Source organism: Bordetella sp. N (assembly GCF_001433395.1).
Classification (GTDB): Bacteria; Pseudomonadota; Gammaproteobacteria; order Burkholderiales; family Burkholderiaceae_B; genus Bordetella_C.
Genome location: NZ_CP013111.1, coordinates 673,351 through 692,984, shown reverse-complemented (window position 1 = coordinate 692,984; position 19,634 = coordinate 673,351). Strand labels below are relative to the sequence as shown.

General features: G+C 64.2%; 16 protein-coding genes. 6 read left to right on the top strand and 10 right to left on the bottom strand.

Annotated elements, in window-relative coordinates; genetic code table 11:
- From glcE to ASB57_RS02940, 6 genes are all read right to left on the bottom strand, one after another.
- Nucleotides 1–1,098, bottom strand: a complete 1,098-nt coding sequence (gene glcE, locus ASB57_RS02965; RefSeq protein ID WP_057650426.1) for a glycolate oxidase subunit GlcE — start codon at nt 1,096–1,098, stop codon at nt 1–3.
- A 14-nt stretch (nt 1,099–1,112) separates the two neighbouring features.
- Nucleotides 1,113–2,615, bottom strand: coding sequence for an FAD-linked oxidase C-terminal domain-containing protein (locus ASB57_RS02960; RefSeq protein ID WP_057650424.1), 1,503 nt, complete (start codon nt 2,613–2,615; stop codon nt 1,113–1,115).
- Between the two features lie 149 nt (nt 2,616–2,764).
- Complete coding sequence (locus ASB57_RS02955; protein ID WP_057650422.1) at nt 2,765–4,174, bottom strand: FAD-binding oxidoreductase; 1,410 nt, start codon at nt 4,172–4,174, stop codon at nt 2,765–2,767.
- 264 nt (nt 4,175–4,438) lie between these two features.
- Nucleotides 4,439–5,512: a 3-deoxy-7-phosphoheptulonate synthase AroG gene (gene aroG, locus ASB57_RS02950; RefSeq protein ID WP_057655869.1), complete on the bottom strand. Its 1,074-nt coding sequence runs from the start codon at nt 5,510–5,512 to the stop codon at nt 4,439–4,441.
- A 293-nt stretch (nt 5,513–5,805) separates the two neighbouring features.
- Nucleotides 5,806–7,266 carry a metalloprotease TldD gene (gene tldD, locus ASB57_RS02945; protein ID WP_057650420.1) on the bottom strand — a complete coding sequence of 487 codons (1,461 nt, stop codon included), beginning with the start codon at nt 7,264–7,266 and terminating at the stop codon, nt 5,806–5,808.
- Nucleotides 7,267–7,349: 83 nt separating this feature from the next.
- Entirely contained in the window at nt 7,350–8,150 is an 801-nt protein-coding gene (locus ASB57_RS02940) for a carbon-nitrogen hydrolase family protein (RefSeq protein WP_231755326.1), read from the bottom strand.
- A gap of 150 nt (nt 8,151–8,300) precedes the next feature.
- On the opposite strand from ASB57_RS02940, the gene ASB57_RS02935 reads away from it, so the two are divergent.
- Complete coding sequence (locus tag ASB57_RS02935; protein ID WP_057650415.1) at nt 8,301–8,669, top strand: H-NS family nucleoid-associated regulatory protein; 369 nt, start codon at nt 8,301–8,303, stop codon at nt 8,667–8,669.
- A gap of 327 nt (nt 8,670–8,996) precedes the next feature.
- Here the strand turns inward: ASB57_RS02935 and ASB57_RS02930 are convergent, their stop codons facing one another.
- Nucleotides 8,997–9,641, bottom strand: a complete 645-nt coding sequence (locus tag ASB57_RS02930) for a DUF4136 domain-containing protein (protein WP_057650413.1) — start codon at nt 9,639–9,641, stop codon at nt 8,997–8,999.
- A 164-nt stretch (nt 9,642–9,805) separates the two neighbouring features.
- On the opposite strand from ASB57_RS02930, the gene pepN reads away from it, so the two are divergent.
- Together pepN and ASB57_RS02920 are read left to right on the top strand one after the other, a co-directional pair.
- Nucleotides 9,806–12,511, top strand: coding sequence for an aminopeptidase N (pepN, locus tag ASB57_RS02925; RefSeq protein ID WP_057650411.1), 2,706 nt, complete (start codon nt 9,806–9,808; stop codon nt 12,509–12,511).
- A 24-nt stretch (nt 12,512–12,535) separates the two neighbouring features.
- Nucleotides 12,536–13,555 (top strand): class 1 fructose-bisphosphatase, encoded by a 1,020-nt coding sequence (locus tag ASB57_RS02920; RefSeq protein WP_057650410.1) that lies wholly within the window; start codon nt 12,536–12,538, stop codon nt 13,553–13,555.
- Between the two features lie 229 nt (nt 13,556–13,784).
- On the opposite strand, the gene ASB57_RS02915 is transcribed toward ASB57_RS02920, so the two are convergent.
- From ASB57_RS02915 to ASB57_RS02905, 3 genes are all read right to left on the bottom strand, one after another.
- Entirely contained in the window at nt 13,785–14,003 is a 219-nt protein-coding gene (locus ASB57_RS02915; RefSeq protein ID WP_057650408.1) for a YgdI/YgdR family lipoprotein, read from the bottom strand.
- Between the two features lie 128 nt (nt 14,004–14,131).
- Nucleotides 14,132–15,121, bottom strand: coding sequence for a quinone oxidoreductase (locus ASB57_RS02910; protein ID WP_057650406.1), 990 nt, complete (start codon nt 15,119–15,121; stop codon nt 14,132–14,134).
- An 84-nt stretch (nt 15,122–15,205) separates the two neighbouring features.
- Nucleotides 15,206–16,195 (bottom strand): DMT family transporter, encoded by a 990-nt coding sequence (locus ASB57_RS02905; protein ID WP_057650404.1) that lies wholly within the window; start codon nt 16,193–16,195, stop codon nt 15,206–15,208.
- Nucleotides 16,196–16,371: 176 nt separating this feature from the next.
- On the opposite strand from ASB57_RS02905, the gene ASB57_RS02900 reads away from it, so the two are divergent.
- The 3 genes from ASB57_RS02900 (at nt 16,372) to ASB57_RS02890 (ending at nt 19,631) form a co-directional block, all read left to right on the top strand.
- Nucleotides 16,372–16,872, top strand: a complete 501-nt coding sequence (locus ASB57_RS02900) for a MarR family winged helix-turn-helix transcriptional regulator (protein WP_057650402.1) — start codon at nt 16,372–16,374, stop codon at nt 16,870–16,872.
- Between the two features lie 97 nt (nt 16,873–16,969).
- Nucleotides 16,970–18,421, top strand: a complete 1,452-nt coding sequence (locus ASB57_RS02895) for an efflux transporter outer membrane subunit (RefSeq protein WP_057650400.1) — start codon at nt 16,970–16,972, stop codon at nt 18,419–18,421.
- 19 nt (nt 18,422–18,440) lie between these two features.
- A complete protein-coding gene (locus tag ASB57_RS02890; protein ID WP_057650398.1) occupies nt 18,441–19,631 on the top strand; it encodes an efflux RND transporter periplasmic adaptor subunit in 1,191 nt (396 codons plus the stop codon).
- The last annotated feature ends 3 nt before the right edge of the window (nt 19,632–19,634 follow it).

Here is a 19,634-nt window from a genome sequence, read left to right as displayed (position 1 = left end):
TCATAGCTCCAATATCAGCCGGCCCGGATTGAACAGGCCCAAGGGGTCGAACTCCTGCTTCAGGCGGCGCGTGATCTGGGCCACACCAGCCTGCAGCGGATGGAAAACGCCATCGGCGGGAATGTCTTCCTGGCGTGCCGGCCGGAACAGCGTGGCATGGCCACGCCGTGCCTGCGCGGCGGCGCGCATGTCGGCGGCAACGTCCTGCGTGCCGTCGCACAGCCAGCGCTGGCCCCCGCCCCACTCGATCAAGGAGGGACCCAATTCCAAAGGCGGCGCCGCCGGCGGCACGGCCACGCGCCACAGGCTGTGCGCGCGATCGAAGAAAGGATGCGTGTGCTCGCGCAAGGACAACCAATGCCGCGCAGCCATGTCAGTGTCGACGGTCTCGCCGCCGATACGCGCGCGCGCCGCCGCGATGGCCGGCGGCGCGCCCGACAGGCGCACCCACAACTGGCCCGCGCAATATGCCGTCGCCGACACAGGCATGGGCAGGCCGCGCCAGCGCGCGAACAAGGTCAGTGCCTCGGCCTCGTCGGCTTCCAGGCACAGGGTCAGCTCCTCCATCGGCCGCGGCACCACCTTCAGCGACACATCCAGGATGACGCCGAAGATACCTTGCGATCCGGCCAGCAGCCGCGATACGTCATAGCCCGCGACGTTCTTCATCACCTCGCCCCCGAAGCTCAGCACGCGGCCCTGCGCATCGAGCAGGCGCGCGCCCAGCACGAAGTCACGCACCGCGCCGGCGGCCATGCGGCGCGGGCCCGACAAGCCCGTCGCCACGCAACCGCCTACCGTGGCGTGGGGCCCGTAATGGGGCGGCTCGAAGGCCAGCATCTGGCCTTCGGCGGCCAGCACGGCTTCCAGGTCTTTCAACGGCGTGCCCGCCCGCACCGTGACCATCAGCTCAGCGGGCTGATAGTTGACGATGCCGTGATAGGCCGTGACGTCGAGCAGGCAATGGCCATCCTGCGGCCGCAGCGGCCGCCGATTGCCATAGAAGGCCTTGCTGCCGCCTCCGGTGATGAAGACAGGTTTATGCCCGGCGTGCGCGGTCATGACCTGGTCGCACAATTCCGACAGGACGAATTCCATGAACGGCCCAGGCGTCAAAAGCGCGAAAGATCGGGAAAACGCAATTCGCCCGCGTGTACGTGCATCTTGCCGTACTCCGCGCAACGCGCCAGCGTGGGTATCACCTTCTGAGGATTCAGCAGACAACCCGGGTCGAACGCCCGCTTGACGGCAAGGAACGCGTCGAGCTCCTCGCGCGAAAACTGGACGCACATTTGATTTATTTTCTCCATACCTACGCCGTGCTCTCCAGTCACGGTGCCTCCTACCTGTACGCACAGTTCGAGTATCGCCACGCCGAATTTATCGGCGCGTTCGGTCTCTTCCGGCTTGTTTGAATCGAAAAGAATCAAGGGATGCAAATTACCGTCGCCCGCGTGAAAGACGTTCGCGCAACGCAGGCCGAACTCGTCTTCCATCTGCTCGATGGCGTTCAACACGCGCGCCAGATGACGCCGCGGGATGGTGCCGTCCATGCAGTAATAGTCGGGCGACACCCGGCCCGCCGCGGGAAAAGCGTTCTTGCGGCCGGCCCAGAAACGCAAGCGCTCGGGCTCGGACGTGGAGACTTGCAGGCGCGTGGCGCCGGCGGATTGCAACACGGCCTCCATGCGTTCGACTTCGTGCTCGACTTCCTCGCGCGTGCCATCGGATTCGCATAGCAGGATGGCCTGCGCGTCCATGTCATAGCCGGCCTGCACGAAAGGCTCCACCATGTGGATCGCCTGGCGGTCCATCATCTCCAGGCCGGCCGGGATGATGCCCGCGCCGATGATCTTCGTCACCGCATTGCCGGCGGCTTCCACGCTGTTGAAGCTGGCCAGCAGCACCTGGGCGCAGGCCGGCTTGGGCAGCAGCTTGACGGTGATCTCCGTGACCACGCCCAGCATGCCTTCCGAACCGATGAAGACCGCCAGCAGATCCAGGCCGGGCGCATCGGGGGCTTCCCCACCGAGTTCGATGATGTCGCCGTCGATGGTGACCACGCGCGCGCGCAGGATGTTGTGCACGGTCAGGCCGTACTTCATGCAGCGCACGCCGCCCGAATTCTCGGCGACGTTGCCGCCTATCGAACAGGCGATCTGGCTGGAGGGATCCGGCGCGTAGTACAGGCCATAGGGGGCGGCGGCTTCGGAGATCGCCAGATTGCGCACGCCGGGCTCGACCACGGCGATGGCGTTATCGGTGTCGATGTGCTTGACGCGATTGAGCTTGGACAGCCCCAGCAGCACACCCTGGGGATGCGGCATGGCGCCGCCGGACAAACCGGTGCCGGCGCCGCGCGGGACCACCGGGGCGTTGAGTTTGCGGCAGATGCGCAGGACCGCTTGCACCTGGGCCTCCGTTTCGGGCAGGCAGACAACGGCCGGCAAGGCACGGTACAACGACAGGCCGTCGCATTCGAACGGACGCGTGTCTTCTTCTCGGTAAAGGATGCAGTGGGGAGGCAAGACCGCGTGCAGGGCCGCGACCAGATCCGGCGCGGCGGGCGGCACGCTTTGGGCGTCCGTGAGGTCTGTCTCTGCCTTGTTATCCATACCGCTGACAATAGCGCGCGGGGTGGATTCGCACAGGCCGGGATTTACCCGAACGGCTTAACCATATAGTGCCTAAGGTTACTTATCGGGGCGTGCATCCTGGCGTGAATCCCGGGCATTCTGTCGATACACGCCCCCCCCCCCCGCCATCACCAAGCGAAAATCTTGCCAGGATTGAGGATATTGTTGGGATCGAAGGCATGCTTGAGGCTGCGCATCAAGGCCAGGGCATCGGCCCCGTGTTCCTCTTCAAGGAACTGCATTTTGTGCAAGCCCACGCCGTGTTCGCCGGTGCAGGTGCCGTCAGCGGCGATGGCGCGGTGGACCAGGGCGTGATTGATGCGCTCGGACGCCTGCCATTCTTCGGCGCTGTCGGGATCCAGCAACATCAGAACGTGGAAGTTGCCGTCGCCGACATGGCCGACGATGGTGAAGGGGAAAGGCGCATCCGCCAGGTCTTCAGCGGTGGCGCGGACGCAGTCGGCCAGGGCAGAAATGGGCACGCAGACGTCGGTGGTGCTGGCGCGGCAGCCGGGCCGCAATTGCAGGCCGGCGAAATAGGCATTGTGGCGCGCAGCCCACAGACGGCTGCGGTCTTCAGGGCGCTCCGCCCAATCGAAATCCATGGCGCCATGTTCGCGCACGATGTCCTGCACGGCCTGGGCCTGTTCCTGCACACCCGCCGCGCTGCCGTGAAATTCGAACACCAGCAGCGGGGTTTCACGCAGTTCCAGCTTGCTGTACAGGTTCACCGAGCGCACGGCGTGTTCATCCATGAACTCCACGCGCGCGACGGGGATGCCCATCTGCATGATCTCGATCACGCTGTCGACGGCGTCGCCCAGGGTGGGGAAATTGCAGACGGCGGCCGACACCGCTTCCGGCTGCGGATAGAGTTTGACGGTGACTTCGGTGATGATGCCCAGGGTGCCTTCGCTGCCCACGAAGATGCGCGTCAGGTCGTAGCCGGCGGACGATTTGGGCGCGCGGCTGGCGGTGCGCACCACGCGGCCGTCCGCGGTGACGACGGTCAGCGACAGGACGTTTTCGCGCATGGTGCCGTAACGCACGGCATTCGTGCCGGACGCGCGCGTGGCGGCCATGCCGCCCAGGCTGGCATCGGCGCCCGGGTCGACGGGAAAGAACAGGCCGGTGGCGCGGATTTCCTCGTTGAGTTGCTTGCGGGTGACGCCGGCCTGCACGGTGACGGTGAAGTCCTCGGCGTTGAGGGTCAGCACCGCGTTCATGCGCGAGAGGTCCAGCGAGATACCGCCCTGCACCGGCAGCAGATGGCCTTCCAGCGAAGATCCCGCGCCGTAGGGCACGACCGGCACTTTGTGCTGATTGCAGATGCGGGCGAAGGCGGCGACTTCCTCGGTGTTGAGGGCGAACGCCACGGCGTCGGGAAGGACGTCCGGATACGGCGATTCATCGTGGCCATGGTGCTCACGCACCGCCTGCGCCACCGACAATCGGTCACCGAAGATTGCGCGCAACTCGTCCAGACAGGCAGCGGGAATCGGGCGACGCAAAGTGTCGGCGTGCAAGGGAGCGTTCATGGCAGTCCTGGAAAGTAGCGGTACCGGCGCCGAGCGCCGAAACCGCTATTTTACGCACCGTCCGCGCGGCCCTTTGAAAGCACCTGGGCCCCAACATTTCGCAAGAACTCCGACACCATCGGGGACACCGCGGAGCCGGGTCCCCCGGTCCGCCGGTGTCGCCCCCTTTGAGGGGGAGGCGCGTAGCGCCTCGGGGTGGGCCCACCTTCCGGGCCGCCAGTGTCGCCCCCTGGGGGGCCGCGCGCAGCGCGGTACGGGGGGGCCCTATTTGCCTGAGGCAGAACCACTACGGCGACGCTCGCGGACCGCGGCGGCGAGGCGTTCCAGCACCTGCACCGACGACTCCCAGTCGATGCAGCCATCGGTAATGCTCTGCCCGTAGGTCAGCGGCTGCCCCGGCACCAGGTCCTGGCGCCCGGCCAGCAGGTGGCTTTCGATCATCAGGCCGACGATACGCGAGTCGCCCGCTTCCATCTGGCGCGCGATGTCATCCGCCACCATGGGCTGGTTTTCCGGCTTCTTGCTGCTGTTGGCGTGGCTGGTATCGATCATCAGGCGCTGCGCCAGGCCCGCCTTCGCCAGATCCTGGCAGGCCGCCTCGACGCTGGCCGCGTCGTAGTTGGGCGCCTTGCCGCCACGCAGGATGACATGGCAATCCTCGTTGCCGGCGGTCGACACGATGGCCGAATGGCCGCCCTTGGTCACCGACAGGAAGTGATGCGGCTGCGAGGCCGCCTTGATGGCATCCACCGCGATCTTGATATTGCCATCGGTACCGTTCTTGAATCCCACCGGGCAGGACAGGCCGGACGCCAGTTCGCGATGCACCTGGCTTTCCGTCGTCCGCGCGCCGATCGCCCCCCAGGAAACCAGATCGGCGATGTACTGCGGCGTGATCATGTCGAGGAATTCGCAGCCGGCGGGCACGCCGCGGCTATTGATTTCCAGCAACAACTCGCGGGCGATACGCACGCCCTTGTTGATGTTGAAGCTGCCGTCCAGATCCGGATCGTTGATCAGTCCTTTCCACCCCACCGTGGTGCGCGGCTTCTCGAAATACACGCGCATGACGATCTCAAGATCCCCCTTGAGCTTCTCGCGCACCACTTTCAACCGGTCCGCGTATTCCAGCGCCGCCTTGGTGTCATGAATGGAGCAAGGGCCGATAACCACGGCCAGCCGGTCGTCCATGCCATGCAGAATGCGGTGCAGGCCCTGCCGCGTATCGTGCACCACCGCCGACGCGGTTTGGGTACACGAGAATTCACGCATCACGTGCGCGGGCGGGGTCAGTTCCTTGATTTCACGGATTCGAAGATCGTCGGTATTGTGAGACACGGTATTTCCTTCCTGGGTGGGGGTGGCCAGGCTGGCGGACATAAAAAAAGCCGCCAGTTAGCTGGCGGCTTTTTTGGGGGGGATTCTGTGCAGACTTCAGTATGCGCGCAATCCTTCCTCCGCCAGCGGCATCGGAAAGCCAAAAAAATAAAAATAAAATCGGCCTGCGCCGACGGACTGGATCGCGGTATTCATGGCGGCAACCATAACACAAATTTTTGCCATGAGAAAGCCGCCTCCGAAAATCCGGGGCGGCCTTGCACAGCGAGTGGACCGGATTCCCAGGCCGCGGCTTATGCCGTGCCCCCCACGGTCAACCCTTCCATCCGCACCGTCGGCATGCCCACGCCCACCGGCACGCTCTGGCCTTCCTTGCCGCACGTACCGACGCCGGAATCCAGGCGCAGGTCGTTGCCGATCAGGCTGACCTTGGTCATGGCGTCCGGTCCGTTGCCGATCAACGTCGCGCCCTTGACCGGATAGGTGACCTTGCCGTTTTCGATCATGTAGGCCTCGGAGGCCGAGAAAACGAATTTACCGCTGGTGATATCCACCTGGCCGCCGCCGAAATTGACCGCATACAGGCCGCGCTTGACCGAGGAAATGATTTCCTCGGGCGGGGTCTCACCCGCCAGCATGTAGGTATTGGTCATGCGCGGCATCGGCAGATGCGCGAACGATTCGCGCCGGCCATTGCCGGTGGCGGACGTCTTCATCAAGCGGGCATTCATCGTGTCCTGCATATAACCACGCAGGATGCCGTCTTCGATCAGCACGTTGCGCTGGGTGGGATTGCCTTCGTCGTCGACATTCAAGGAGCCGCGGCGGTCCGGAATGGTGCCGTCGTCGATCACCGTCACGCCCTTGGAAGCCACCCGCTCGCCGATCCGGCCGGAAAACACGCTGGATCCCTTGCGGTTGAAATCGCCTTCCAGGCCGTGGCCCACCGCTTCATGCAGCAAGATGCCGGGCCAGCCCGAACCCAGCACCACGGTCATTTCGCCCGCCGGCGCCGGACGCGCGTCCAGATTCACCAGCGCCTCGTGCACCGCGTGCTCCACATAGCCGCGCAGGATGTCGTCGGTGAAATACTGCAGTCCGGAACGGCCACCGCCGCCCGCATGCCCCATTTCACGGCGGCCGTTGCGCTCGGCGATGACCGTCAGCGACAGGCGCACCAGGGGGCGCACGTCGGCGGCCAGGCGGCCGTCGCTGCCGGCCACCAGGATCACGTCGTATTCCGCGCCCAGGCCCGCCATGACTTGGACCACGTGGGGATCGCGAGCACGCGCCATCCGTTCGATTCGCTCCAGCAGCGCCACTTTGTCCGGCGCGGCCAGGGTCAGCAGCGGATCGATGGCCGGATACAGGTCAAGGCCGGGACCGGGATCCGCCGGCGCGGTGACGCGCGCCTTGCCGGCGCCCTGGCGCGCGATGCTGCGCACCGTACGCGCCGACGACAGCAAGGCCTCGGGCGACAGGGAATCCGAATAGGCGAAAGCGGTTTTCTCGCCACTGATGGCGCGCACGCCCACGCCCTGGCCGATGGAAAAACTGCCAGTCTTGACGATGCCTTCTTCCAGGCTCCAGCCTTCACTGCGCGTGTACTGGAAATAAAGATCGGCGTAATCCACTTTGTGGGTGAATATTTCCCCGAGGGCGCGCGCCATATCCACTTCGCTCAATCCCCAGGGATCGAGCAGCAGGGATTTAGCGGTGGCGAGCGACTGAATGGCAGGATCGGTGATTTTCATGGCGAGACTCTAAAGTCGAACTTTCACAATTTCTTCATGCTGACGGGACCCGACGGTAATGACGTACTGTACACAGTACGCAATTACATGACGCGATGCCGTAATGCCGGCAGGGCCGTCCGCACTTCTTGGAGGCGATTGGGGTCTATGTTACCCGCCACCACGCCCGGGCCCTCGGCCAATTGCGCGACGATATCGCCCCACGGATCAATAAGCATGGTTTGCCCCCAGGTGCGGCGCCCATTCGGGTGCGTGCCCCCTTGAGCCGGCGCCAGTACATAGCATTGATTTTCAATTGCACGCGTGCGTAAAAGCAATTCCCAGTGCGCCTTGCCAGTCGTATAGGTGAAGGCGGCTGGAACCAAAATCAAGCTGACGTCTCCAAAAGCTCGGTAAAGCTCAGGAAATCTGAGGTCGTAGCAAACCGATAAACCGATTTTTCCCACAGGAGCTTCAAAAATCCGTGGCGTGGTTCCGGGCCGAATGCTGGTGGCCTCGTCAAACGAATCCGTGCCACGCTGGAAGTTGAACAGGTGGATTTTGTCATAGCGCGCAATTTGAGCACCATCCGGCCCATATACCAGCGTGGTGTTATAGACTCGCTGCGGCTCGGGACTCTCCAATGGCAAGGTACCACCCACCACGTAAATACCGTGCTGGCGCGCTTGCTGGGCAAGGAAGGTCTGAATGCTTCCACTACCCTCCGTTTCACGCGCGGCCACCTTATCGGTGTCCTTGCGCCCCATAAGGCAGAAATACTCAGGCAATGCGATCAGGTCAGCGCCATCGGCAGCTGCCTGAGCAATCAGCGCACCGGCCGCGTCAAGGTTTTCCTGCACGTCCGGCGTACTGACCATTTGGATCGCGGCTACTTTGAAGGACATGGTTGATACTCTCCTTGTACTTTCATTGGGCTGAAACATATGGATTCAAGAATTCTAAGGATAATAGCCGTATAAATTTTGTACCATTGCGGATACAATAACTTCATCCTGTCGGGAAAACCGAATTTCCATAATAAGGATCACAGCACCATGGTTAGAGAAAACTACGCGGCACAGCAGGCCAAGATAGAAAAGGAAATCGGCAAACTGCGCAAGCGTGCCGAATTGCTGCAGACCAAGCGGCGCAAGCCCGTGGTGGCAACGATCATTCGTTCGATGCGTGAATACAATATCACTCCCGAAGAAATCGCCGCGGCTTTCGGCAAGCCCGCCCGCGCCCCCGCTACCGCCGTGCGCAAGGGCGCCGCGCCCGCCGCTCCCCGTACGAAACGCGCCGTGGCGCCCAAGTATCGCCATCCCGACACCGGCGAAACCTGGAGCGGCCGTGGCAAGGCGCCGCGCTGGCTGACCGCCGCTGAAGCGGAAGGCGCCAAGCGGGACAGCTTTCTTATCCAGTAAAAAACATCGGGCAGCTACCCTGCCCCGCCCCCGTTGCAGCCATTTCGATGGGAAGCATCCATGGGCCACAATGAAAAACATCGCGCCGTTATCCGGCGCGATGTTTTTTTATGCCTTAATGTCTCAATATCTCACGCGTTTTCCGCCAACGCCCCATAAAACTAATAACGCAATGAACTATCTGCTGCATAGTGGGGAACATTCAGAATATTGTCGAGAGTTGTCCAACAACGAACATTTATCCGTATAAATAGACAACTGGCGGACTTATTTCTTAACTTAGTACAGCGTCAGGTACATTGTATCTTCATTAAAACAATCGTTTCTTCAGTGCGAGATCGGGAATTCGACCTTGCGCTCGGTGCCGTTATTGCCGGGGAACTGGTCGAAGATCGCTCGCACCAGGTAGGGCATGGTCTGCAACAGGCGCTCGCTGCCGGACACGCTGTAAGCGCTGGCTCGGTACACTTCGGCGCCGTTATTGCTTGTGTCGTTGATCGTCAGCGTCAGCGTATTGCGATAGGCGACCGTGGGCACATCCACCCAGTCCGGTCCCCAGTAGCCGCCGAATCCGCCCCAATAACCGCGCCGACCGTAATAGCCCGGGTAGCCGCCATAAAAGTAGGGATCATAGGGACGCCGCACCGTCACCTGGGTCTGCGCGACGCCATAGGTGAACGCCACATTGAAACGCGCCGGCTTGCCTTGCGTCGCTTCCACCAGGCCCGTCGAACCTATGCCGGCACGCACCATGTCCTGGTATGAGAGATATTCCAGATTGTTTTGCTGGCCAGGATTGGCCACGACAAATCGATAAGTCTGACCGGTGGCATTGTCGGGCCAGTGCTGGAATGACGTGACCCGCGCCGACACCGTATCGGTGGTGGCGCAGCCCGTCAGGACCAAGGCGAACAGAGCCAGGCAGCTGGCCTGGAGCCAACGCGAAAGGGGCAAATAAAGATAGCGATTCATGGAGCGACTCCTCGGGAACGGCCATACTGATACAGGCCGCGACGCATCATACGTCTTGCGCATTCACTTGAGACCGGGCCCGGCGTATAAAGTTTTGCCTAGCAAGCATCAGGCCGCGTCCTACAATAGCTTTGTCATTACTTCTTCCCGGGGAAAAATCGCCCATGCGCACCGATACTTCCGTGACCATCCATCGCAAGGACTACCAGCCCTATCCGTTCGAGATTCCCGAGGTGGCGCTGGCGTTCGATCTGGAACCCGAAGTGACCACCGTCACGTCGCGCCTGACCCTGCGTCGCCACACGGCTGGCGACAAGGCGCCGCTGGTCCTGGACGGCAGCGAACTGGAACTGGTTTCGGTCCATGTCGACGGCCAGGCCTGGGACCCCGGCCGCTATACCGTCACCGCGCAGACGCTGACCCTGACCGGCCTGCCCGACGAAGCGGTCCTGGAAATCGTCAGCCGTTGCCGGCCGCAGGCCAACTCGACCCTGATGGGCTTGTACGTGTCGGGCGGCAATTTCTTCACCCAGTGCGAAGCCGAAGGTTTCCGGCGCATCACGTGGTTCGCCGACCGGCCGGACGTGATGTCGCGCTACCGCGTGACCTTGCGTGCCCAGCCCGACTACCCGCACCTGCTGAGTAATGGCAACCTGGTCGCCAGCCGCACCCTGCCGGACGGGCGCCAGGAAGTGGAATGGGAAGATCCCTTCCCCAAGCCCTGCTATCTGTTCGCCCTGGTGGCCGGCCAGCTGAGCTGCCGTGAAATGCGCACCAAGACCGCCAGCGGCCGCGAAGTGCTGCTGCAGGTCTACAGCGATCCCGGCTCGGAAGATCGCACGGCGTGGGCCCTGGAGTCACTGGAACGGGCGCTGCGCTGGGACGAGACCCGCTTCGGCCTGGAGCTGGACCTGGACCGTTTCATGGTGGTCGCCGTGCGCGACTTCAACATGGGCGCGATGGAGAACAAGGGCCTCAATATTTTCAACGCGGCCTATGTGCTGGCCAATCCCGACACGGCCACCGATGCCAACTACGAAGGCATCGAATCGGTCATCGGCCACGAGTATTTCCACAACTGGACCGGCAACCGCGTCACCTGCCGCGACTGGTTCCAGCTGAGCTTGAAGGAAGGCCTGACGGTTTTCCGCGACCAGGAATTCAGCGCCGACATGATGGCGCAGGGCCTGGATGCCGCGGCGGCCGCCAGCGCGCGCGCTGTCAAGCGCATCGACGACGTCGCCACCTTGCGGGCCGCCCAGTTTCCCGAGGACGCGGGCCCCATGGCCCACCCGATCCGGCCGGAAAGCTACCAGGAGATCGGCAACTTCTATACGGCCACGGTGTACGAGAAAGGCGCCGAGGTCATCCGCATGCAGCATACGTTGCTGGGCGAAGAAGGCTTCCGCGCGGGCATGGATGAATATTTCCGCCGCCACGACGGCCAGGCCGTGACCTGCGACGACTTCGTGGCCGCGATGGAGTCGGTCTATACGCGCCAGCATCCCGGCCGTGACCTGGAGGTCTTCCGCAACTGGTATCGCCAGGCGGGCACGCCGCGCGTCACCGTGGCGCTGGCCTACGACGCCGCCACGCATCGCTGCACCGTGACGCTGTCGCAGCGCTGCGCGCCCGTGGGTGTCGAAAAGACCGCCGCCGCGGGCACCGCGAAGCCGCCGGTACACATTCCCTTCGCGCTGGGCCTGCTGGACCGCAGCGGCAAGCCCCTGCCCTTGACGATAGCCGGCGCCCCCGCCGCCGACACCGTGCTGCTGGAACTGACCAGCGAAAACCAGCAATGGGTGCTGGACGATATTCCCAGCGAGCCCGTGCCTTCGCTGCTGCGCGGCTTCTCGGCGCCGGTCATCGTCGAATACCCGTGGCGCGATGACGAGCTGGCCTTGTTGTCGGCCCATGACACCGATCCTTTCGCCCGCTGGGAAGCCGGCCAGGAGCTGGCCACCCGCCAGATCCTGGCGCTGGCGGCTTGCGTCCAGCAGGGCCAGGCGCTGCGCCTGGACCCGGCGTTCGTCGACGCCTGGCGCACCCTGCTGACCGATCCCAAGCTGGACGCGGCCTACCGCGCCCGCGCATTGGCCCTGCCCTCGGAAAAAACGCTGGCCGAGCGCATGACCGACATCGACCCGCCGGCGCTGGCCACGGCCCGCGACTACGTGCGTGCCGAACTGGGCCGGCAACTGGCGCAAGCCTGGGCCGCCGCCTTCGAGAATCACCAGACGCCCGGCGAATACAGCCCCGCGCCCGTCCCCGCGGGGCGGCGCGCCTTGAAGAACATGGCGTTGTCGCACCTGATGGCGGCGGGCGACACGCGCGCGCAGGACTGGGCCCGCGAGCAGTATGAGCAGGCCGACAACATGACCGACCGCCTGGGCGCCCTGGGTGCCCTGGTCAACCATGGCGCCGCCGACGACGCCACGCGCGCCCTGGGCGAGTTTTACGAACAATGGCAGCAGGATCCCCTGGTCATCGACAAATGGTTCGCGCTGCAGGCCACCGCGCGCTCGACGTCGGTGGAAACGGTGCGCGGACTGATGGCGCATCCGGCATTCACCTTGCGCAATCCGAACCGCGCGCGGGCCCTGGTGTTCCAGTTCTGCCTGAACAATGCACGGGGCCTGCACCTGCCCGACGGCAGCGGCTACGAATTCTGGGTCGAACAGGTGCTCGCGCTTGACGCCCTTAATCCGGAAATCGCCGCAAGGCTGGCGCGTGGCCTGGATAATTGGGCCCGCTATACGCCCGCCCTGCGCGAACCCATGCGCCGCGCGCTGGAAAAAGTCCGCGCGCATGCGGGGCTGTCGCGCAACGTCAACGAAATCGTGTCCAAGGCGCTGGAACTGGCTGCCTGACTTTATTCATCCTGGGAGAATCATTTGAAACGAAAGACACTGACCCAATACCTGGTCGAACAGCAGCGCGAACACGAGGCCGTCGGCCCGGAAGTCCGCCTGCTGATCGAAGTGGTGGCGCGCGCCTGCAAGGCCATCAGCCACGCCGTCAGCAAGGGTGCGCTGGGCGGCGTGCTGGGCGCCCTGGACACCGAAAACGTGCAAGGCGAAGTGCAGAAGAAGCTGGACGTCATGTCCAATGAGATCCTGCTCGAAGCCAATGAATGGGGCGGCCACCTGGCCGGCATGGCATCGGAAGAGATGGAAACCATCCATCCCATTCCCAACCGCTACCCCAAGGGCGAATACCTGCTGCTGTTCGATCCCCTGGACGGTTCGTCGAACATCGACGTCAACGTGTCCATCGGCACCATCTTCTCGGTGCTGCGCGCCGACCACGACTCGCCCGGGCAAGCCGTGACGGAGCAGGACTTCCTGCAGCCGGGCACCAGGCAGGTGGCATCGGGCTACGCCGTCTACGGGCCGCAGAGCATGCTGGTGCTGACCGTGGGCAACGGGGTGGCCGGCTTCACCCTGGACCGTGAAATGGGCTCGTGGGTGCTGACCCATGAAGACATGCGCATTCCCGAGGAAACCAAGGAATTCGCCATCAATATGTCGAACATGCGTCACTGGGCGCCGCCCGTGAAGCACTACATCGACGACTGCCTGGCCGGCAAGACCGGCCCGCGCGGCAAGGACTTCAACATGCGCTGGGTGGCTTCCATGGTGGCCGATGTCCATCGCATCCTGACGCGTGGCGGCATCTTCATGTACCCGTGGGATTCGCGCGAGCCGAACAAGCCGGGCAAACTGCGCCTGATGTATGAAGCCAATCCCATGAGCTTGCTGATCGAGCAGGCCGGCGGCGCCGCCATCGACGGCACCCAGCGGATACTCGACATCCAGCCGACGCAGCTGCATCAACGTGTCAGCGTGATCCTGGGTTCGAAGAAAGAAGTCGAAACCGTGGCGCGTTACCACGCAGACCACGCCAAGGGCTGAAACCCGCGGCCATGAAAAAGCCCGCCCCTGCAAATGCAGGGGCGGGCTTTTTTGCAAGCGAAACCGCCAGAAGAAATCTAACCCATCAGGGACACCGCGGAGCCGGGTCCCCCGGTCCGCCGGTGTCGCCCCCTTGAGGGGGAGGCGCGCAGCGCCTGGGGGTGAGTCATCCTTCCGGTCCGTTGGTGTCGCCCCCTGGGGGGCCGCGCTCCGCGCGGTACGGGGGGGCCTATTTCACTTCCTGAACGGAGTGAACGTCGTCCTTGTTGATCTGGACCTTGCGGCCATTGTCCTCGTACTGATAGGTACCGGACTTCTTGTCATACTCGGGCGTATCCGGCGTGACGATCTGCTGGCCGTCCTTGGTCTGCACGACGTTCGGATGGGAGCAGGCCGCAAGGCCGCCCACGGTGGAAGCCAGGACGAGGGCCAGAATGGTTCGAGTCATATCGCATCTCCTTATGTAAGACACACCTGTAAGGCACGCTTCACCTTAGCCCAGGGCACCGCCCTCTATACGTGACGGTCTGTCAAGAAAATGCGAGTGACTGTAATGAAACCGCCCGGCCCCTGACCTCAATCCAGCGTCAGGATGGTCGCGCCCGTGGTCTTGCGCGCCGCCAGCTGGGTATGCGCCTCACCGACCTCGGCCAAGGGATGACGCTGGCCGATGTTCAGCTTGATCTTCTTCTTGGCGACCAGGTCGAACAGCTCGCTGGAAGCGGCTTGCAGCTTGTCCAGGGTGTTGATGTGCAGGCCCAGCGACGGGCGCGTCAGATACAGGCAACCCTTCTGGTTCAGAATGCCGACGTTGACGCCGGCCACCGGACCCGAGGCGTTGCCGAAGCTGACCATCAGGCCGCGCGGCTCGATGCAGTCCAGCGACGCTTCCCAGGTGTCCTTGCCCACGCCGTCGTACACCACCGGCACTTTCTTGCCGCCGGTCAGCTCCAGCAGCTTCTCGGGCACGTTCTCGCGCGAGTAGTCGATGGTGGCCCACGCGCCGTGCGCCTTGGCCAGTTCCGCCTTCTCGGGGCTGGACACCGTGCCGATCAGCTTGACGCCGAGGGCGCGCGCCCATTGGCAAGCGATCAGGCCCACGCCGCCGGCGGCCGCGTGGAAAAGAATCGTCTCATTACCTTGCAGGCGGTAGGTTTGGCGGAACAAGTATTGCACCGTCAGGCCTTTCAGCATCATGGCGGCGGCGTCGTCGAAGGAGATGCCCTTGGGCAGCTTCACCACGTTCACGCCCGGCACGTTGCGCACGGTGGCATACGCACCCAGGGGGCTCTGGCCGTAGGCCACGCGATCGCCCTTCTTCAGGTGGGTCACTTCGCTACCCACGGCTTCGACCACGCCGGCGCCTTCCGAGCCCAGACCATGGGGCAGCGGATGCGGATACAGGCCGGTACGGTAATAGATGTCGATGAAGTTCAAGCCCGCGGCGTGCTGGCGGATCGTGACTTCCTTGGGGCCGGGCGGCGGCACTTCCAGATCGACCAGTTTCAGGACCTCGGGACCACCATGGGTTTCGAGCTGGATTGCCTTTGCGATAGTGCTGGCCATGCAACGCTCCTTTTTTCTGCGCTTAGGTTTGGGTTTGTCGGGTTTATCGTCAACCACTACAGGGTGGATGGATATTAAAGCGGTTCATGTCTGCGCGCCCTGCGATTCGGGTGCTGTTTTCGCGCGTGCCGGACGGCCGCCCGTGAGCGCGAAGACGCCCGCCAGGACCAGCGCGGTGCCCGCCAGCTGCCACGACGTCACGGGTTCACCGAGGAACCAATACGCCAGGAACAGCACGGAAACGGGTCCAAGCATACCCAACTGCGCCGCCAGCGGCGCGCCGATGCGCGACACGGCGGCCATGATCATGAAGACCGGCAGCACGGTGTTGACGGTGGCGTGGATCAGCGACAGCCCGTAGAAGCCCATGGGCTGAATCAGCGTGGACGCGGGATGCAGCACGAAGAATTGAATCAGGCAGGCGATGCTGGACACGGTCATGGCATAGGCGGTCAGCCGCGTCGATCCCACGCGCTTGACCAGCTCGCCCGAGCCGATCAGATACAGCGCATAGGTCAGCGCCGACCCGAAGACGAATCCCGCGCCCAGCCAGATGGCGTCGCCCACCGATTGCGACAGATCGTGCGCGAACACCAGCACCACGCCCGCATAGGACAGCCCCAACGCCACCCATTGCCGCCGCGCGATGGAGCGCTTGAGCCAGAAGGCCGTGATCAACAGCACCAGGGTGGGCGACAGGAACAGGATCAGCCGCTCCAGCCCGACGCTGATATAGCGCAGGCCAAGAAAGTCGAGAAAGCTGGACAGGTAGTAGCCGAGCAGGCCAAGGCCGATCACGCGGGCGCGCTCCCCCGTGGTGAGCACGGGTAACTGGCCGCGGCGCGCCCGGCGGGCCTGATCGAGCGCGATCAGGGCGAAGAACGGCAGCGAGAACAGCATGCGGAAGGCGATCAGGGTGACCGCATCGACGCCGTACTCATAGGTGAACTTGACGACGATGGCCTTGCCGGAGAAGAGAATGGCTCCCATGGCGGCCAGGGCGAAGCCCGCTGCGCGGTACGAATACTTGGGCTGGACGCTGGTCTTGGGCGGTGTCGCGGGGCTGGAAGTCATGGGCGGAATTTTATGTGCGTGCGCGGCCCCTGTGCACTCACTTTCTGCGCCAGGAACGGCACACCGCCAGCGCGCCGGGCCGGGTTTGCGTGATGGCAACAGTAATTGCCTAAAAATCCTCACGACACCAGTGGCACCCATTGACAATAACTGCCTAGGCAATTAAATTTCGTTCCATGAACACAGAAATCCCTGACACAGCAGACGAATCGCCCCCCTACCGGTGCGACCGGCTGCAGATGTTTGAAGAGAACCCCGGCTATCTGCTGAAGCTGGTGTTCAACGCCTTCAATCGGGCGCTGGACCAGGAAATGTCCCCGCTCGGCCTGACCGCCACCCAGTGGCGGCCGCTCGCCATGGTCAGCATGGGCCGGGCCGACACCGCCGCCGAACTGGCCCGCATGTCGGACGTCGACACCGGCGCCATGACGCGCACCCTGGACCGCCTGGAAGCCAAGGGTTTGCTGCGGCGCCAGCGTAGCGAGCAGGACCGCCGCGTGGTCAAGATCGAAGTCACCGAGGAAGGCGCCGCCATCACCCGGCAGATCCCGGTGAACATCGCCCGCACCCTCAACCATTTCATGCGCGGCTTCACGGAGAACGAGGCGCAGATGATGTCCCACTTCATGCGCCGCATGCTGGCCAATGGGTCGGCGCCGGTACCGCCGCCCAAGTGACGGCAGCGCCCGCAGGGGCTTAATTTCGCCTGAATTGCTGTCTAGGCAATTACATCCTGAACAATTACTTAAAGCCTCACCTTTCAACTTTCGTCCTATGAAACGCTTATTGAGCTCCTTGCTGGTCCTGACGCTCGGCGGTTGCGCGCTGATGGAGCCAGGCACTGAACCGGTGAAGCAGGTCGACGGGGCCGCGCTGGGCCTCAGCACGACGGCCGCCAACTGGCCCACGGATAAATGGTGGCAGCGCTACCGGGACAGCCAGCTCGACACGCTGGTGGAAGAAGCCCTGGCCAACAGCCCCTCGATGACCTCCGCGCAAGCGCGCCTGGCCCAGGCCAACGCCGCCGTGGGCACTGCCCGCGCGCCCCTGCTGCCGCGCGTCGATGCCGACTACAGCCTGCAGCGCGAGCACATCTCCAAGAACTACATCTATCCGGCGCCGCTGGCCGGGTCGCTGCAGAGCGACACCCGCCTGGGCCTGGATTTCAGCTATGAGCTGGACTTCTGGGGCAAGAACCGCGCGCACTTCAACGCGGCCCTGTCGCGCCAGCAGGCCGCCGAGGCCGACCGCCAGGCCGCCAGCGTGATGCTGAGCGGCGCCGTGGTGGAGGCCTATCTGAACCTGCAGGACGCGTTCGCGCAACGCGAGGTGCTGCAAAGCATCCTCAAGCAACGTGAAAACGTCCAGTCCATCACCACGCAGCGCTTCGGCGCCGGCCTCGACACGCAAGTGGAGGTCAAGCAGGCCGACGCCGCGCTGGCCGCCGGCAAGGTGCAATTGACCCAGGTCGAAACCACCTTGGCGCAGTTGCGCAATCAGGTCGCCGCCCTGGTGGGCGCGGGTCCGGAACGGGGCCAACGCCTGGCCGCGGCCAAGCTGACGGCACCGGGGGGCGTGATTCCCGCCAACGTGCCCCTGGACCTGCTTGGACACCGTCCCGACGTCACGGCCGCGCGCTGGCGCGCCGAGGCGGCCCGCAAGGAAATCGACGTGGCCAAGGCGCAGTTCTACCCCAACGTCAACCTGACGGCCTTCATCGGCTTCCAGGCGCTCGGCACCGGCAACCTGCTCGAAGCCGGCAGCCGCGCGGCCAATATCGGCCCGGCGATTTCGCTGCCCTTGTTCCATAACGGCGAACTCAACGCCAACCTGGCCGGACGCCGCGCCGACGCCGACCTGGCGGCGGCCGACTACAACCAGACCGTGCTGGACGCCGTCCACCAGACCGCCGACGCGCTCGACGCGCTGCGCTTCCTGGAACGCGAGACCACGGAACAGCGCCAGGCGCGCACGTCGACCGATGCCGCCTATGAGCTTGCCGTGAACCGCTACAAGGCCGGCCTGGGCAATTACCTGACCGTGCTGATCGCGCAGGACAGCGTGCTGGTGCAGGCGCGCCTCGACACGGACCTGCGTTTCCGCGCCTACAAGCTCGATGCCGACCTCGCCAAGGCGCTGGGTGGTGGCTACGCGGAGACCGCCACGGCAGACACTGCCCCGGCGGCCACCGAAGCCACCGCGGCCTCACAGAACAACACCCATTGAACCCCTCGGACACCACGTCATGAATGCCCCGCAGACTCCCAATCCCGCCCGCAAACGCCTGATGTTGCTGGCCACAGGTGTTTTCGTTCTGATCGCCATCGCCTATGCCGTCTGGTGGTGGGTGGTCGGTTCGCATTTCGAGAGCACCGACGATGCCTACGTACACGGCAACCTGGTGCAGATCACGCCGCAGGTCCCCGGCACCGTCGTGGCGATCGAAGCCGATGACACCGAGACCGTGCAGGCGGGCGCCCCCATCGTGCGCCTGGATGCCGCCGATACCGACATCGCCTTGACGCAAGCCGAGGCCAAGCTGGGCCAGACGGTGCGCCAGGTGCGCACGCTGTATGTGCAGAACGATGCGCTGGCCGCCGACGTCGACGTGCGTCTGGCCGACATCGAACGCGCCCAGGCCGATCTGGCACGGGCCCGCAGCGACCTGTCGCGGCGCCAGGCCCTGGCCAAGTCCGGCGGCGTCAGCGGCGAGGAAATTCTGCATGCCCAGACCACGCTGAAGAGCGCCGAGTCCGGCCTGGCGCAAGCCAAGGCCTCGCTGGCGGCCTCGAAGGCCAAGCTGGCCACCAACCAGGCCCTGACGCACGGCACCACGGTGGAACAGCATCCTGACGTGCTGGAAGCCGCCGCCAATGTGCGCAACGCCTGGCTGGCCGGCTCGCGCACGGTACTGCCGGCGCCGGTCACCGGCATGGTGGCGCGTCGCGGCGTGCAGGTCGGCCAGCGCGTGGCCCCCGGCAACACCTTGATGAACATCGTGCCGCTGGACCAGGTCTGGGTCGAGGCCAACTTCAAGGAAGGCCAGCTGCGCACGATGCGCGTGGGCCAGGACGTCGAACTGACCGCCGACCTGTACGGCAGCAGCGTCAAGTACCACGGCAAGGTGGTCGGCCTGGACGCGGGCACCGGCAGCGCCTTCGCCCTGCTGCCCGCGCAGAACGCGACCGGCAACTGGATCAAGGTGGTGCAACGCGTGCCCGTGCGCATCGCGCTGGATCCCAAGCAGCTGCAGGAACATCCCCTGCGTATCGGCCTGTCGATGGACGTGGAAGTCGACGTCAGCAAGCAGGAAGGCCAGGCCGTGACCCAGGCCACCCGCACCGAGCCGGTCTGGTCGACGCGCGCGTTCGAGCCTGACCACAAGGAAGCCGACGCCATCATCCAGAAGATCATCCAGGCCAACCTGGCGCAATAAGCG

Coding starts and splice junctions, on each gene's coding strand:
- ASB57_RS02890 (WP_057650398.1), top strand. CDS start 18,441: ATGAATGCCCCGCAGACTCCCAATCCCGCCCGCAAACGCCTGATGTTG.
- ASB57_RS02930 (WP_057650413.1), bottom strand. CDS start 9,641: ATGAATCGCTATCTTTATTTGCCCCTTTCGCGTTGGCTCCAGGCCAGC.
- glcE (WP_057650426.1), bottom strand. CDS start 1,098: ATGGAATTCGTCCTGTCGGAATTGTGCGACCAGGTCATGACCGCGCAC.
- pepN (WP_057650411.1), top strand. CDS start 9,806: ATGCGCACCGATACTTCCGTGACCATCCATCGCAAGGACTACCAGCCC.
- ASB57_RS02915 (WP_057650408.1), bottom strand. CDS start 14,003: ATGACTCGAACCATTCTGGCCCTCGTCCTGGCTTCCACCGTGGGCGGC.
- ASB57_RS02905 (WP_057650404.1), bottom strand. CDS start 16,195: ATGACTTCCAGCCCCGCGACACCGCCCAAGACCAGCGTCCAGCCCAAG.
- ASB57_RS02900 (WP_057650402.1), top strand. CDS start 16,372: ATGAACACAGAAATCCCTGACACAGCAGACGAATCGCCCCCCTACCGG.
- ASB57_RS02935 (WP_057650415.1), top strand. CDS start 8,301: ATGGTTAGAGAAAACTACGCGGCACAGCAGGCCAAGATAGAAAAGGAA.
- tldD (WP_057650420.1), bottom strand. CDS start 7,266: ATGAAAATCACCGATCCTGCCATTCAGTCGCTCGCCACCGCTAAATCC.
- ASB57_RS02910 (WP_057650406.1), bottom strand. CDS start 15,121: ATGGCCAGCACTATCGCAAAGGCAATCCAGCTCGAAACCCATGGTGGT.
- ASB57_RS02960 (WP_057650424.1), bottom strand. CDS start 2,615: ATGGATAACAAGGCAGAGACAGACCTCACGGACGCCCAAAGCGTGCCG.
- ASB57_RS02895 (WP_057650400.1), top strand. CDS start 16,970: ATGAAACGCTTATTGAGCTCCTTGCTGGTCCTGACGCTCGGCGGTTGC.
- ASB57_RS02940 (WP_231755326.1), bottom strand. CDS start 8,150: ATGTCCTTCAAAGTAGCCGCGATCCAAATGGTCAGTACGCCGGACGTG.
- ASB57_RS02955 (WP_057650422.1), bottom strand. CDS start 4,174: ATGAACGCTCCCTTGCACGCCGACACTTTGCGTCGCCCGATTCCCGCT.